The 17,126-nt window shown below is 40.4% G+C and carries 7 protein-coding genes and 1 pseudogene; 2 read left to right on the top strand and 6 right to left on the bottom strand.

The features are described 5' to 3' along the window. The first annotated feature begins 648 nt into the window (after window positions 1-648). Window positions 649-915, top strand: a complete 267-nt coding sequence (locus tag VPAR_RS00240; protein ID WP_004692901.1) for a hypothetical protein — start codon at window positions 649-651, stop codon at window positions 913-915. Between the two features lie 112 nt (window positions 916-1,027). On the opposite strand, the gene VPAR_RS00235 is transcribed toward VPAR_RS00240, so the two are convergent. The 5 genes and pseudogenes from VPAR_RS00235 to VPAR_RS00215 form a co-directional block, all read right to left on the bottom strand. After that, window positions 1,028-1,672 carry a hypothetical protein gene (locus VPAR_RS00235; protein ID WP_012863659.1) on the bottom strand — a complete coding sequence of 215 codons (645 nt, stop codon included), beginning with the start codon at window positions 1,670-1,672 and terminating at the stop codon, window positions 1,028-1,030. 106 nt (window positions 1,673-1,778) lie between these two features. Continuing rightward, window positions 1,779-7,226, bottom strand: a complete 5,448-nt coding sequence (locus tag VPAR_RS00230; RefSeq protein WP_012863658.1) for an ESPR-type extended signal peptide-containing protein — start codon at window positions 7,224-7,226, stop codon at window positions 1,779-1,781. Between the two features lie 419 nt (window positions 7,227-7,645). Beyond that, window positions 7,646-8,287, bottom strand: coding sequence for a hypothetical protein (locus VPAR_RS00225; protein WP_012863657.1), 642 nt, complete (start codon window positions 8,285-8,287; stop codon window positions 7,646-7,648). A 75-nt stretch (window positions 8,288-8,362) separates the two neighbouring features. Further along, the gene (locus VPAR_RS00220; protein ID WP_012863656.1) at window positions 8,363-14,800 is read right to left on the bottom strand and encodes a YadA-like family protein; all 6,438 of its coding nucleotides are present in this window, start codon (window positions 14,798-14,800) and stop codon (window positions 8,363-8,365) included. 99 nt (window positions 14,801-14,899) lie between these two features. Next, window positions 14,900-15,328: pseudogene (locus VPAR_RS00215) on the bottom strand (YadA-like family protein); the annotation flags it as partial. A 725-nt stretch (window positions 15,329-16,053) separates the two neighbouring features. On the opposite strand from VPAR_RS00215, the gene VPAR_RS09770 reads away from it, so the two are divergent. Further along, the gene (locus VPAR_RS09770; RefSeq protein ID WP_012863654.1) at window positions 16,054-16,320 is read left to right on the top strand and encodes a hypothetical protein; all 267 of its coding nucleotides are present in this window, start codon (window positions 16,054-16,056) and stop codon (window positions 16,318-16,320) included. Window positions 16,321-16,468: 148 nt separating this feature from the next. On the opposite strand, the gene VPAR_RS00205 is transcribed toward VPAR_RS09770, so the two are convergent. Then, complete coding sequence (locus tag VPAR_RS00205) at window positions 16,469-17,113, bottom strand: hypothetical protein (RefSeq protein WP_012863653.1); 645 nt, start codon at window positions 17,111-17,113, stop codon at window positions 16,469-16,471. Between the last annotated feature and the right edge of the window lie 13 nt (window positions 17,114-17,126).

Below are 17,126 nucleotides of genomic sequence, written 5' to 3'. Positions count from 1 at the left end.
AATGAAATAACAATGATGTATCGATGATGTATTGAGAATTCATCGACATTCTTGAATGTGTATATCTAAAATACCATATATTACGGGAAATGTAAACTTTTTTTCATTTTATTTTCATAAAACTTTTGTGTTTAAGTTATTAATAATTTCGATAAAATTAAATATACTGAATATTCTGCATAAATGCTGTATTTTTTTACTATTATTCACCAACTTTCATAATAATACTAATATGCTCCATAATTATGTACCAATATCACATCATATATAACCAATTTATTTTCTCTTCATCATTCTGATTTATGATAGACCATATAATAGAATGATATCTTTTCATAAACAGATATCGTACAGTGTTTCTGCCATTTTGACTCAATGTACGTACACAATTACTACATACCTACTTAAGCCAATTAACTATTGCACAATCAATAAAGGTAGCATTTTATTATATAGTAAAAGGAATGACAGGTGAAATTCAAATCGCCGTCATTCCTTTTTTATTCTAAGGCACTCTAAAGGCGTATTGGCGGGCTTTATAGGCTTTATAGAAATAGAGCATATGTGTATAAAAACAATTTATACGATTACTCCATGTGTTTTTTAATTTTTATTGTTATACTGAAAGCAGAAAGGAGGAAGAAATCTATGTCAGAACTCAATATCTTACAACAAAATATAGATAAACCAAATACGGTTACAGAAGAAGATATCGTAGTTACACGAGATAATCAAACTTTCACAATCAAAGGTCGCTTTAATGGGGAAGAAGGCGTATTCACATATGATGCGGACGTTCAACCTAACGATCAGTTACAATTTCTGCATCACAATTTTACGGCCATCGTAAAAAAAATTACATATAAGGTGATTCAAGGTCAGCGAATCACATTGATTGCAAAATTATATGCATAAAAATATCGGGGTATTGTTAATACAAACAACACCCCGATATTTTTTATCGGTCATACAATTATAAGAAATACAATACAACAACACTTAATTCTTATAATTGAATCATCTAACATTATTGAATTGTCGGTGCATTAATCGCTTTGCGAAGGTCCACTGTGTGAAGTTCGTCCATCGCAGGAGCTGCTTTTTCATCTACAGGTTTCACGCGATTATTGCCGTCTTTCATAGCTTCGTTCAAGCTGAAGATGACCATTTCGTTCATGTAGAAACGCAATTCGTCATCATGTACATTGGCCGTATTGCGATCCAAGATGTCGATGATTTGTTGCGCATAGTCCAATTTAGCCTCTTCAGATACAGTCGCATGTTCTGTAAAGAACTGTTTGTAATCGTTGTACAAACGATCTAACGCCATGCGCGCATAGCTGTCGTTTTTATAACGATGGCTCACGATGTACCAGCTGCGACGAACGTTCATGTAATACAACACATTGTTACGGTAACGCTCTTGACCAGTCATAACGCGGGAATCATCCATGATGCGCTTGCCCTTTTGGTCCAATTGGAATTGTGTGAAAGCATTCACTACGTCCCGAACTTCTTCGCTAGGTACAGGAACAGCCACTTCTGCTTCAATCACGTTTAATGGTTCAGCTGGTTGTTCCGGCATCATCAATCGATCTTGAGCCGCATCCGCTTGACCTACCGCACACACACAAGCAAGTGCCAATACAGGCATAAATGTTTTGAATTTCATAAATCCTCCTAATGATGAGCCGCCTCCCAAAGGGCGGCTTTCATATTCCTTACATGATTCTTACATGACTAGAGTATACTAAATAACCCATTTAATCAAGTCAAATTTACTTTGTAAGCCCTGCTTGTTGCATCAACAATGCAATTTGAGCCTTCATTTGTTCATTATCTTCCTTCACTGAAGATAATTCATTGAGGCTTTCTTGCATGCGTGCATTTTCAGCTTTCAACGCTGTCACTTCATCTTGCAACACATAAACGGAGCTGATAGGGCCACCTTTATAACGTTCTGGAATCGCTTTCTTCGCATCGGAGTTACCGAATTTGTGAGTTACACCGGCATTCACCATGTTATGGTGGCTACCAACAGATACGCCTACATGGAACATAGTGTCTTCTGCTGTATAATGTGCAACGCCAAGAGCCGCTGCCGTTTCACCTCTGTAATTACCGATACCGGCCATTACTTGAGTAGGCTCCAATGGATCGTATTGAATCGGTTTCAACGCAGACATAGCCGCCGCATGAGCACCTACACGTTGTGTTTCACCCGCTACAGCATTGATTGCATTCGCCATCTTATCTGTTGCGCCTTTTAATTGATTTACGTTAACCGCATCAGTACCGTTTACGCCAGGGCCTACATTGGTAATTGTATTACCGCCGTTATTGAGGCCATCTTTAGTAAGACTTACAGCATTACCGCTAGCAGGTGTAATTGTTACACCGCCACCGTTCATAACTGTAGTATTACCTGCAGCATCCTTAGTTGCTACTGTTTCAAGGCCTTTCAAGTCTTTCGCCATACGAACCTTAAGGTTGCCAGTACCATCGGATACGACACCTAAATTGTCTTCTGTAGTCAACTTACTAGCATCAGTAATACCACCCACTACATTAACTTGTTCGTTAAGCTTTTTCTTGATTACGGAACCGCTATCGCCACCGTATTTCATACCATCATCTTTAGTTGCCACTTGGTGGGTTTTACCGTTTTCGTCTTGGTACTTAATACGAGTGATGTTGTTACCGTCTAAGTCTGGATCACCTTTATCAACGGTAATATCCGCATTACGGCCGTCTTTACCAGTTAAACCGATATGACCAACACCGTCTTTACCGGACATAGATACAGCATCTTTACCGTCTTTACCGGCAATACCTACCTTGCCATCTGTGCCATTCGCGGTATCAGGGCCTGCGATAGATACGCCATCTTGACCATCTTTACCAACATTAATAGTGCCTTTGTTACCGTCGATTTCAACCTTATCACCAGCTTTGATTGTGCCTGCATTACCATCGATGGCAATTTGTTTCTTCGGATCGGAGCCTAATGTTACTTGGTCTTTAAGGCTTACTTCATAGTTTTTAGAACCATTCGGATTGTCGCTTGGTGTAACCTTAATATTATCGCCTGCTGTTACCGTTGTAGTCGCAGCAGCTGCAGCTTGATCCAGTTGAGATTTATTGACTGCATCAGTTGGAGCTGTACCTTTAGCTACATTAGTAATCTTGTTACCACCGTTATCCAAACCATCTTTAGTTAGACTCACAGGGTTACCACTAGCAGGTGTAATCTTCATGCCGCCACCATTTACAACTGTAGTGTTGCCTGCAGCATCTTTAGTTGTTACTGTTTCAAGGCCTTTCAAGTCTTTTGCCATACGAACCTTGAGGTTATTGCTACCATCGGATACGACACCTAAATTGTCTTCTGTAGTCAACTTGCTAGCATCAGTAATACCGCCGATTACATTTACTTGTTCGTTAAGCTTTTTGTTGATCACAGCACCGCTATCGCCACCGTATTTCATACCGTCATCTTTGGTTGCCACTTGGTGTGTTTTACCATTTTCGTCTTGGTATTTAATACGCGTGATTTCGTTGCCTTCGATATCAGGATCACCTTTTTCAGCAGTAATATCCGCACTTTTACCGTCTTTACCGCTTAAACCAATGTGACCTACACCATCTTTACCGGACATGGATACAGCATCTTTACCGTTTTTGCCAGTAATGCCTACCTTGCCATCTGTGCCGTTCGCCGCATCAGGACCTGTGATAGATACACCATCCTTATTATCACCTTTGCCAACTTTTACAGACTCAGCTTTAAGGTTTTTGCTCATTTTCACGTCAATCGTCGTATTGCCTGTTGCTGCATCTTGTTTGATGAAAGTCTTAATATTTTCACCGCTATAATCGGTATCAGCAGCTTTACCTTCGCCTTTTACGATTACGGTAGAACCTAATTTACTAGTTTGTACACCGCCTACATTAGCATCAAATTTAAGACCTGTTGCAGTTTGATTTGCCAAAGCTTGTTTCAATTGGTCTTCTGTTGCAGCACGACCAGATACAACATTCCCTGGATCCCAAGTCTTATTATCAAGACCAGTAATATAGTTGCCTGTATTACCAGGGTTCGCACCATCAGCTTGTTTACCCATTGTTACGTCGCCTGCTTTCACAGTGTCCGTAGCCATAACAGATCTAACATTAAGATCTTTCTTTAATTTAAGAGCAATCTTAGTATCATCACCAGTTTGAGTAATTTCTGTAGTGATGTTGTCATCACCGTTTACAGTTACTTTAGAGCCTAATTTATTCGTTTTTTCATCGTCATTATCCGCGTTAAAACGAAGGCCTTTATTGATAAGGTCTGTTTTAGTATTATCAATTTTATTATTTAAATCATTCTTGGTATTCGTAATTTGGTCACCAAGATCTTGCTTAACTTGATGTAATTGACCTCCGTTTACAGCATCTTTAGAGTTTTGTGCTACATCGCCGTTAGCAACATTCGTTACCTTTTGGTCATTTGCATTGATACCATTTGGAGATACATAATTCTTACCATCTACGGTCAAACCGCCGTTATTGATAGTAGTATTACCAGCTGTAACGCTGTCCAAACCAGTCAATGTTTTAGCCAATTTTACATTCAAAGTACCTGTACCGTCGGATACAACACCGATATTGTTGTCAGACAATGTACCTGTAGCACCGCCTTTAACAGCAACCGTATCACCTAATTTCTTATTGATTGTTGCACCAGAGTCCCCATCAAAGTTCAAACCTTTTTCAATAGTTTTATTGATAGTAACGATATCACCAGCATTCTTTGCGATATTTTGCGTATTATTAGCAATATTACCGGCATTTGTTGTGATATTTTGTTTGTTATCAGCGATTGCTTGTTTATTTTTGTCGATTTGATCCTTATTTGTATTAACTGTATCGTTAACCTTTTTTAACTGATCTTCTGTAGCAGCGCGACCAGGAACAGCCACAGGATTGTCTACATTCCAGTCTGTATTTTGAAGGCCTGTTACATGTCCTGCATTACCATCTACAGTTACAGGATGTGCAGTACCAACATTGATTGTATTGCCTAATCCAACAATATATTCCTTACCGCCTGCTGCATTTGTACCTTCTGTTACAGTTACATTTGCATCTTTTGCTTTCACAGTAGGCGCTTTATCGATAGAGTTAATCACATTTTGTAATTGACCATAGTTAACCGCATCATTAGAGTTAGTACCATCAGCTACATTGGTAATCTTTTGGTTGTTTGCATTGATACCGTTTGGAGATACATAGTTTTTACCATCTACGGTCAAACCGCCGTTATTGATAGTAGTACCACCAGCTGTAACGCTGTCCAAACCGGTCAATGTTTTAGCCAATTTAATATTTAACGTATCAGTTCCGTTGGAAACGACACCGATATTGTTATCTGTCAATTTAGTTGCGTCGTTTACACCGCCCACAACATTAGTTTGTTCGCCTAATTTACGAGTGAATTTATTGTCTGCAGCACCTGCAGCTTTTACATCACCTGCATAAGATACGCCTTTTTCCACTTCCGTTTTAACTGCAAACAATTGGCTGCCATTGATAGCATCAGTGGATGTAGCAGAAATACGACCGGCCGCTACATTAGTAACAGTCCGTTCCATGCCTGCCTTGCCTACACTTACTGTGGAAGCAGGATTTGTGCCTGCAAAGTTATGAGTTGCCCCATTGATTGTTGCAGAAGGAGTAGCCACAGCCGCTGCTGTTTCAGAGCCATTACCGATAGCTACGGCATTGTCATTAGCTACTTTCGTATTATTACCAAGAGCTAAACCGTTAGCCCCTGTTACAGTAGCACTATTACCTAGAACCATGCCATTGTCACCGGAAATAGTAGAGTTATTACCTACTGCATAGGAATTATCCGTTGTAATGGTGTTTTTATAACCAAACGCACCCGCCGTATTACCTTTAACCGTACCTGCAGTAACCTTTTTAATTTTATCGCCATTAGCTTCTGTAATTTCTGTAACAGTAGCAGTCCCTACCGTATTGTCACTACCGATAGCATATGCATTATTACCGTAAACCTTATTACCTTTACCAAGAGCACCTGCGGATGCACCGGATAGAGTTGCATTCGTCATATCAAAGCCCACTGTATTTGTATCGCCGAGAGCTGTGGATTTCTCCCCATAAGCACCAGCCTGACTACCGATAGCAAGAGAGTTATTCCCCCAGCTACGAGCCATAGCACCGATAGCGGTGCTAGCCACACCTTTTGACAAGGAGTTAGCACCGATAGCATTAGAACCCGTGCCTAAAGACTGCGTCATCATACCAATAGCAAGGCTGGCATTTCCGATAGATGCAGTATTTACATAGTTCTTACTATCATTAAGAGCTGCTGTACCCAATCCACCTGGATGCAACGCAGCCACTTCACGGTTAAAGTTTTTCTGCGTACCTGGAACCGCTAAATCAGGAATAGCCTTATATAAATCAGGCTTTGCCTGATCGATATCATCACCGCCGATAGCGATAGAAGACTGACCAATAGATCTTACATCACCGCCGATAGCGACAGATTGTGTGCCATATACCTTCGCTACGCTACCGATAGCTACAGATTGTGAAAACAGCTGTCCATCACCATCAGCAGTAGCATTTCTTCTAATTATATTAGCTTCTGCTGCAGCACCGATGACTACGTCACCACGAGAACCGTAAGAAGCGGCTTCTGCACCCATTACAACTGCACCGGATCCAGGTTGTTGATGATACTTGGAAATCGTGCTCTTCGCTTGACGACCTATTACAATATCGCCATTTTCCTTTGCAACTGACCCTTGACCAATAGCAATAGTACCCGCAGGATATGGAACCTTCACTCGTTGTTGACCTTCAGCCTTTGCACCATTACCGATGGCAATACCATTTTCACTTGTTGCTAATGTAGTCGCGTCATTACCTACAGCCACAGACTTAGCACCTGCGGATTTCGCATTATCACCGACTGCAACGCTATTGCTACCAGTAGCAGCAGCGCCAGGGCCTTGTACTACATTTGCTTCTGCAATTCCCGATACTAAACACCCCGTAATAGCAAACGCGCATAAAGCCGCACGGAAAGTAATGCTCGTTCTTGCAGAATTCACACTAGCTTTACCGCCACCACTCTTAACTAACTCAGATACTACAACGTAGCAATTTTTAGCTTTACTCCAAATTACATTATAAATTCGATTCATGTTATTCCTTTCTCACGAACTACCGATTCTACCGGTTACGCATTATGTTTATAGCCTCATATAAAAACAAAATAAAAGAAGAAGTAATAGACATAAAAAATCATCTACACTTCTAACATAAAACAATAGTACTCAATACTATAGTTTAAGTACTATTACGTATATCTTTTCCTTTAAGATACTCACTCTAGTGACCACTATATCAAAAATATTCAATATTGTAAACAACTTTTTCATGTTTCATTCATTTTTATAGTTTATTTAATAGATTTAAAAAATAAGATAGAAATTCTTCATCTTTTCTATATATTTATGGAATTAAATTTACATATTCAAATATGAAAGATTTAGTCTATGTATGACAAAAGCCGAGGCGGTTTGTGCCTCGGCTTTCATCATATGATATAGTCTAAATTTTATTAAATTGTTGGTGCATTAATCGCTTTGCGAAGATCCACTGTATGAAGTTCGTCCATTGCAGGAGCTGCTTTTTCATCCACAGGTTTCACGCGATTATTGCCGTCTTTCATAGCTTCGTTCAAGCTGAAGATAACCATTTCGTTCATGTAGAAACGCAATTCATCATCATGTACATTGGCTGTATTGCGATCCAAGATATCGATGATTTGTTGCGCATAGTCCAATTTAGCATCTTCAGATACAGTCATATGTTCTGTAAAGAACTGTTTGTAATCGTTGTACAAGCGGTCTAAAGCCATGCGCGCATAGCTGTCATTTTTATAACGATGGCTCACGATGTACCAGCTGCGACGAACGTTCATGTAGTACAACACATTGTTACGATACCGCTCTTGACCGGTCATAACACGGGAATCGTCCATAATACGTTTGCCCTTTTGGTCCAATTGGAATTGTGTGAAAGCATTGACTACATCGCGAACTTCTTCGCTAGGTACAGGAACAGCCACTTCCGCTTCAATCACGTTTAATGGTTCAGCCGATTGTTCTGGCATCATCAATGTATCACGAGCCGCATCCGCTTGACCTACCGCACACACACAAGCCAGTGCCAATACAGGCATAAATGTTTTGAATTTCATACTTCCTCCTTATGATGAGCCGCCCCCGAAGGGCGGCTTTCATATTCCTTACATGACTAGACTAAGAATTCTCCCTTATTTAGAAAGACCCACTTGTTGCATAAGTAATGCGATTTGAGCTTTCATTTCTTCATTATCTCGTTGTACTTGATTGTATTTAGCAGTTAACTCTAGGTCATGTTGTTGCATACGAGCATTATCAGCCTTAACGGAAGATAATTCGTTGAGGCTTTCTTGCATGCGTGCATTTTCAGCTTTTAACGCAGTCATTTCATCTTGCATTACGTATATGGAGCTGATAGGGCCACCTTTGTAGCGTTCAGGAACCGCTTTTTTAGCATCGGAAGTACCGAATTTACGAGTTACACCAGCATTTACCATGTTATGGTAGCTACCAACAGATACACCTACATGGAACATAGTGTCTTCTGCTGTGTAATGTGCAACGCCAAGAGCCGCTGCTGTTTCGCCTCGGTAATTACCGATACCGGCCATCACTTGAGTTGGTTCCAATGGATCGTATTGAATAGGTTTCAATGCAGACATAGCTGCCGCATGTGCGCCTACACGTTGTGTTTCGCCCGCTACAGAATTAATAGCATTAGCTAACCCATCTGTAGCACCTTTCAATTGATTTACGTTAACTGCATCCGTGCCGTTTACGCCAGGGCCTACATTGGTAATTGTATTACCGCCGTTGTTGAGGCCATCTTTAGTAAGACTTACAGCATTACTGCTAGCAGGTGTAATTGTTACACCGCCACCGTTCATAACTGTAGTATTACCTGCAGCATCCTTAGTTGTTACTGTTTCAAGACCTTTCAAGTCTTTCGCCATACGAACCTTAAGGTTGCCAGTACCATCGGATACGACACCTAAATTGTCTTCTGTAGTCAACTTGCTAGCATCAGTAATGCCACCCACTACATTGACTTGTTCGTTAAGCTTTTTCTTGATTACGGAACCACTATCGCCACCGTATTTCATACCATCATCTTTAGTCGCCACTTGGTGGGTCTTACCGTTTTCGTCTTGGTACTTAATACGAGTGATGTTGTTACCATCTAAGTCTGGATCACCTTTATCAACGGTAATATCCGCATTACGGCCGTCTTTACCAGTTAAACCGATATGACCAACACCGTCTTTACCGGACATAGATACAGCATCTTTACCGTCTTTACCTGTGATACCTACTTTTCCGTCTGTACCGTCAGCACCGTTAGGGCCAGTAATGGATACGCCGTCCTTACCGTTTTTGCCAACTTTTACCTTATCAGTAGTTAAGCTGTCAGTCTTAAGGTCTTTCGCCATCTTGATAGTAACATTACCATCTTGGTCGGCTACTGTTTTAATATTTTCGCCGGAGTATTTATCGTCAGACTCTGTACCTTCACCTTTGATAGTAACCTTTTGGCCTAAATCACGGTGGAATTCACCTGTATTACCGGCGAAATTCATACCTTTTTTCGTGATTTCATCACCTAGGTTAGTAATCTTATTATCCAAGGATTTGTGAGATTTTTGCAATTGATCTTCTGTAGCAGCACGACCGCTTGTGATGTGGTTAGGATCCCAATCTTTGTTTTCCAAACCTGTCACATAACCGTCTTTGCCATCAACAGATACCTTGCCTGCTGCAATCTTACCATCTTTACCATCGATAGTTACCTTGTCGCCAGCTTTAATGGTACCGTTTTCACCGTCAATTGTTACATTGCCAGCTTTAATAGTACCTTTGTTGCCGTCGATTGTAACTTTATCACCAGCCTTGATTGTGCCTGTAGTACCGTCCATCGCGATTTGTTTTGTAGCATCAGAGCCCAATGTCACTTGATCTTTAAGACTTACTTCATAGTTCTTGGAACCATTCGCATTGGTGCTAGGTGTCACAGTAATATTATTACCTGCCGATACCGTTGTAGATGCAGCTGCTGTAGCTTTATCCAATTGAGATTTATTAACTGCATCGTTAGGGTCCGTGCCGTCAGCAACATTCGTAATCTTATTACCGCCATTATTTAAGCCGTCTTTTGTAAGACTTACTGCATCGCCACCAGCACGATTGATGGTCATACCATCACCATTGATAACAGTATTATTGCCGCCGTTTGTGAAAGTAGCAGACGTCAAGCCTTTCAATTCTTTCGCCAAGCGCAATTTCAATGTATCGGAACCGTCAGAAACAACACCGATGTTGTCTTCAGTCGCTAATTTACTTTCATCGGAGATACCGCCCTTAACATTCACTTGATTGTTAAGTTTCTTTTTAATTACATTACCTGTATCGCCGCCATACATCATACCATCATCGAGCGTTGCAAGTGTATGTGTATTGCCGTCTTTATCTTCAGTCACTAAACGGTTAATGCTTGTACCATCTACACCGTTTTTAGCGTCGCCACCTTTAATTGTAACGCCGTCTTGACCATTTTTACCGGCAATGGCCACACTATTAGCTTTGAGGTTTTTGTTCATCTTCACATCGATAGTTGTGTTGCCATCTTGATCTTGTGTGATGAAAGTTTTAATGTTTTCACCGCTGTAGTTAGCATCAACATCATTACCTTCGCCCTTAACAGTAACCGTAGAGCCAAGTTTATTAGTTTTTACGCCGCCACTGTTAGCATCAAATTTCAAGCCTTTATTAGTTAATGCGTCTTCGCTATCTTTGATTCTATCTTTCAAGTAATCCACATTAACCGCTTCGCTGCCATTATTGCCTGTAGCATACGCCACGTTTGTTACGTGAGTACCACCAGTTTTATTAGCATAAGTAGGACCTTCGTAACTTACTTTAGTTTTATCAACAGTACCAGCTGGATCCAAGTCATACTTAACAGCACGATCTGTCAATTTATCAAGGCTAGATTTAGAGGCAACATCCTTAATTTTAACAGTTTCTTTACTACCTGCATGGTTTTTATCCTCTACAGTTAAGTCAACATCGCCGTTAGAATCAACTGTATAAGCACCGTCTGCAGCAGCTGTATTTTTCACCAAACGGTAATCTGTAGCAGCAGCACCTTGGCTCTTAACAACATCACTGATTTTTTTCAATTGATCTTCTGTAGCTGCGCGACCGCTTACAGGATTAGATGTATTTACATCCCAATCTTTATTATCAAGACCAGTTACATAGTTGTTAGAATCAGCGTGTTTACCCATTGTTACGCCGCCAGCTTTCACGGTATCTGTAGCCGTCAACGTTTGAACATTAAGATTTTTGTTCAATTTAACGCCGATCTTAGTGTCATCGCCGGTTTGCGTAATTTCAGTAGTGATATTACCATCACCATTTACTGTTACTTTAGAACCAAGTTTATTCGTTTTTTCAGCGTTATTATCAGCGTTGAAACGAAGACCTTTGTTGATAAGTTCAGTTTTAGCATCGTGTAATTGACCGCCGTTTACAGCGTCTTTGCTACCTGCACCTACAGTACCATCAGCAACATTGGTAATTTTTTGATCGTTCGCATTGATACCTGTTGGAGATACATAGTTCTTACCACCTACAGTCAAACCGCCGTTATTGATAGTAGTACCACCAGCTGTAACGCTATCTAAACCGGTTAACGTTTTAGCCAATTTCACATTTAATGTACCGTTACCATCGGATGCAACACCGATATTACCGTCAGACAATGTGCCTGTAGCACCGCCTTTAATGGTAACAGTGTCGCCCAATTTTTTAGCACCTGTAGTCCCCGTATCGCCTGTGAAAGTAAGACCTTCTGTATCTACTTTTGTTTTAGCATCTACACCTTTTTGGATATCGTCTTTCGCCTTTTGGCTAAGATCAACAGCAATATCATTGCCATTAAGTGTCGTCGTTACACCTACTGTCGTTGTTGGTGCCGCATTGGCAGAACCTTTAATATTTACAGTAGAACCATCCGCTACATTCGTTGCTGGGGCAGTACCATCTGAAAGTTTCCAGTCATAAGAGCTATCTCCTACTGCTTTTTTCAAGTCTGCAATCGTTGCTGCATTTTTCAATGTGTTAGCGTCAGCCGTATCTAATGTTTGCGTACCTAAGCCACTTGCTACATTTGTAATCTGTTTACCACCCGCATCAATCCCGGTATTTTTATCGATAATGATAGGGCCTACAGTTATTTTATCTGTGGTTACGCTTGTACCAGTGATAGCCGTTGTACCATTAGTAAAACCTGTATTGTTGATAGTTGTTGCCCCTGTTTTTAAACTGCCATTAGCACCAAGATCAACATCTTTTTTCAATTTAACAGTTAATGTATCATCGCCATTAGAAACAACACCAATGTTATTATTTGTTAAATCAGCTTCGTTAGTAACACCACCAACAATATTCGTTTTTTCACCTAATTTTTGAGTGAATTCATTAGCACCTGCTGCAGCCGCTTTTACATCACCTGCATATACAATACCTTTATTAATCTCTTCTGTAACAGCAAATAACTGGCTGCCATTAATAGCATCTGTAGATGTAGCACTAATACGACCTGCTGCAACATTTGTGATTGTACGTTCTGCGCCACTCTTACCCACGCTAACAGTTGAATTAGGAGCAATACCTGCAAAATTATGAGTAACCCCATTTATAGATGCTGATGGTGTTCCTACTGCTACTGTCGTTTCAGAATTAGCACCTAGTGCTACATCATTTGCATTATTGGCTTTTGCATTGGTACCAATAGCCACACCTGCAACACCAGTTACTGTAGATTTATTGCCTAGAATCATAGCATCATCAACAGTCACTGTATTATTATTACCAATTATACGAACATTATTAATAGCACCTGTAAATGTGTTGTTATTACCAAAAGCACCCGAGTTATTAGCTGCCACGATACCATTGTTGTTACCGATAGTATACGTACCTGTCCCCGTAATCGTTGTTGGGTCACCAATAGCCCCGGAATGTGCACCAGATACAGTATTACCTGTACCAATGGAAATAGCATCTTCCGCTTCTGCTTTCGCACCTTTACCAATAGCAATACCTTTTGGTGCATTTTTCGCACTAGCTTGGTCGCCAATAGCAATTGCACTCTCACTATTCGCAGCTACGGAAGATGTATACCCTACCGCAACACCTTTATTAGAAAGAACTTTAGCTTCACGACCTACCGCTGTTATGCCGGTGAAAGTACCTTTATTAGTGCCGGGTGCATTATCAGCTACATTATAATTACCAATAACTACATTATCCGCACCCAATACATCACGACCAGCATTTTTACCAATAAAAATACTGTCATTACTTTTTTGTAAACTACTTGTATCAATGCGAACCGTACCATCATTAGGTGCCATGGTGGCAGTGGATTGTGAACCTGCCTGGTACCCGATAGCAGTCGTATAATCACCTGCAGCTAATGAGCTAGTACCTATAGCAGTAGCACCTTTTTCACCATGTGCAGTAGATAATGTACCTAATGCATAAGTATCTGCTTTTTCTACTTTAGAACCCCAGCCAAGAGCTACGCCATTAAGTGCATTAGCACCTGTGTAACCCCCTAGTGCTGCCAAAGAATTTTCACCATGTGCCCGAGATTCACTACCAAAAGCAGTGGATTTTTTACCGTAAGCATGAGAGCCTGCACCAAAAGCTGTAGAGGCCGTGCCATTAGCTACCGTCCAGTTCCCAAAAGCTGTGGCATATGTACCATTAGCAACCGACTCATTACCAAAAGCTGTTGCTACCACGCCATTTGCTTCTGTAGAATTACCAAAAGCCGTTGCCTGTATATTTGTTGCTTTCGACTCGAAACCAAACACCGTAGATAGCGAACCTGACGCTATATTTTTAGCACCAAAAACAGTACTATTTTCACCAGAAGCTGTATTATTAGAACCAAAAGCTGTCGCTGATTTAGCAGATGCGATATTCTCTAAACCAAAGGCTGTGGCCTGCGTACCGCTAGCTATAGTACGAATACCAAATGCTGTCGCATCTTCACCCTTAGCATTGGTTTTATAACCAAAAGCTGTCGCATTCTTTCCCTCTGCTATTGTTTCAGAGCCAAACGCGGTAGACTGTTCTCCAGATGCCTTTGTATTATTACCAAACGTAGTACTGTTACTACCACTGGCTTCAGTTTGATAACCAAAAGCGGTTGCCGATACAGCATTTGCTTTTGTTTCATAACCAAATGCTGTTGCACCTGTTGCACCTGCTGCTGTAGATGTGCCATTACCAAAAGCAACGGAGCTAACGCCATTAGCCGTCGTTTTCGTCCCAAGAGCAAAAGAGTTTTTGGCTAACGCCTTCGCTTCAGAGCCCATAGCAACAGAAGAAGCCCCTGTTGCCTGACTATTATCCCCTACAACAATACTATTCTCTCCAGTTGCCTTATTTTTATAACCAATCGTTGCCACATAGTTCCCAGTAGCAGTATTCTGATCTCCTACATTAAGACTTGGTGCTGACAACCCCGCCGCATCAACTTGAATAGCTGGAAAACACGTTGTCGTTACACATGCACCTACACATAAATAGACTAATTTTTTCTTATCCATCTTCATCTTTCACCTCAACCTAACATATTAAAAACACTATCACAGTTAAAATATACAATTATGTTCCCCTTAAAATGAAATTTTGATACTCCCTAAAAGCCGTTCGCTCTCCATAGGACCTCGTCTATACATATCTGGTACAGAGGCTTCTGCACTACGATTGCCAAATTTCCAAGTCACACCTGCGTTAGCCATTAAATGATTATCACCACCACCTGCATAAGAAACACCGGCGTGTAATAGCATAGATTCATTCTTATAATGTGCTAAGCCTAATGAAACGGCAGTAGAGCTGCGGTATGCACCAACACCAGCCATAATTTGTGTAGGTTCTAACGGATCATACTGAATTAGTTTTAATGCAGAAAGAGCTGCCCCCAAGGCATCCGTAGGCATCATAACGCCCGTCAACATAACGGCAACCGCAGTAGCGCCTACCATTTTAGAAAATACAACCGACAAAGAAGAGCGTTTCGTCATGTTCTTCGCTGTTTCCGCCACAACGACATAACAGCCCTTTGTGCGATTCCAAATTACTTAAAATACTCGGTTCATTAATCTTACTCCTATAAAATCAAACTAACACTATCTATATAAATAAAAATTAAAGAAAAAAATAAATCGACTTATGATTGAAATTACATCGATTTTGATAAAAGTATATACTTAAAATACCACATATTTACTGGAAATTGAAACATTTTTTCATTTTATCTTCATGATATAATGAGTTTAAATTATTAATATTTTAGTTATATTTAAATGTATTATATATAATGTATGATTATGATCATTCACCTGCTTTCACCGGGAATAGTCAGCCCCTGATTATGAAACAATATCATCCGATGCCGGATAAATTTATTTTCTCTTCATCATCCTGTTTTAAGATGGACCATATAATAGAATGGCATTTCGTCATAAACGGATATCGTACACGGCAATTTGCCATTTCGACTCAATGTACGTACACAATTACTACATACCTACTTAAGCCAATTAACTTTAGCACATTACACATGTCTATGAAGGTAACATTCTATTATGTGAGAAAAGGAATGAGCGGTAAAAACCATATTACCGGCATTCCTTTTCTGTTTATTTTCACGGCGCACCATCGACGAATCAATGGACTTTGCGGGCCTTGTTGCGGACTCCATAGAGATAGAGCATAGGTATATGAAAACTATTTATAGAAAATCTCCATGTGTTTTTTAACTTTTGTTGTTATACTGAAAGCAGAAAGGAGGAACTCATCTATGTCAGAACTCAATATCTTACAACAGAATACAAATCAACCGAGTCCGGTTGCGGAGGAAGATATCGTAGTTACACGAGATAATCAAACTTTCACAATCAAAGGTCAGTTCAACAGGGAAGAAGGCGTGTTCACATACGACACGGACGTTCAACCTAACGATCAGTTAAAATTTCTGCGTCACAACTTCACGGCCATCGTAAAAAAAATTACATATAAGGTGATTCAAGGTCAGCGAATCACATTGATTGCAAAACTATATGCATAAAAAATCAGGGGTATTGTCAATACAAACAACACCCCGATTTTTTTTACATAATAGCCCGATTTTCGGTCTTAACATAATAAGATTACAACACAACAACACTTCTTATACGTTACGTAATATTCAATTGTCTATGTCGCAATCGAACTATCTATTGAACTGTCGGTGCGTTGATTGCAGTGCGAAGGTCAACCACATGTGCGTCCTCCATTACAGGAGCGCCTTTTTCGTCCACAGGTTTCACGCGATTATTACCGTCTTTCATAGCTTCTTTCAAGCTAAAGATAACCATTTCATTCATGTAGAAACGTAATTCATCATCATGTATATTGGCCGTATTGCGATCCAAGATATCGATGATTTGTTGTGCATAATCCAATTTTTCATCGTCAGAAACAGTCACACGATCCATAAAGAACTTTTTGTAATCATTGTACAAACGATCTAATGCCATGCGTGCATAGCTGTCTTTCTTATAACGATGGCTCACAATGTACCAGCTACGACGAACGTTCATGTAGTACAACACATTGTTACGGTAACGCTCTTGACCGGTCATAACGCGGGAATCGTCCATGATACGCTTGCCCTTTTGGTCCAATTGGAATTGTGTGAAAGCATCCACTACGTCGTGAACTTCTTCGCTAGGTACAGGAATAGCCACTTCTGCTTCAATCACGTTTAATGGTTCAGCTGGTTTCTCTGGCATCATCAATCGATCTTGAGCCGCATCCGCTTGACCTACCGCGCATACACAAGCAAGTGCCAATACAGGCATAAATGTTTTGAATTTCATACTTCCTCCTTAT

The sequence above is a fragment of the Veillonella parvula DSM 2008 genome, from assembly GCF_000024945.1.
GTDB classification, from domain to species: Bacteria; Bacillota; Negativicutes; order Veillonellales; family Veillonellaceae; genus Veillonella; species Veillonella parvula.
The sequence above is the reverse complement of the archived record's forward strand: the minus strand, read 5'-3'. Positions and strand labels throughout refer to the sequence as shown.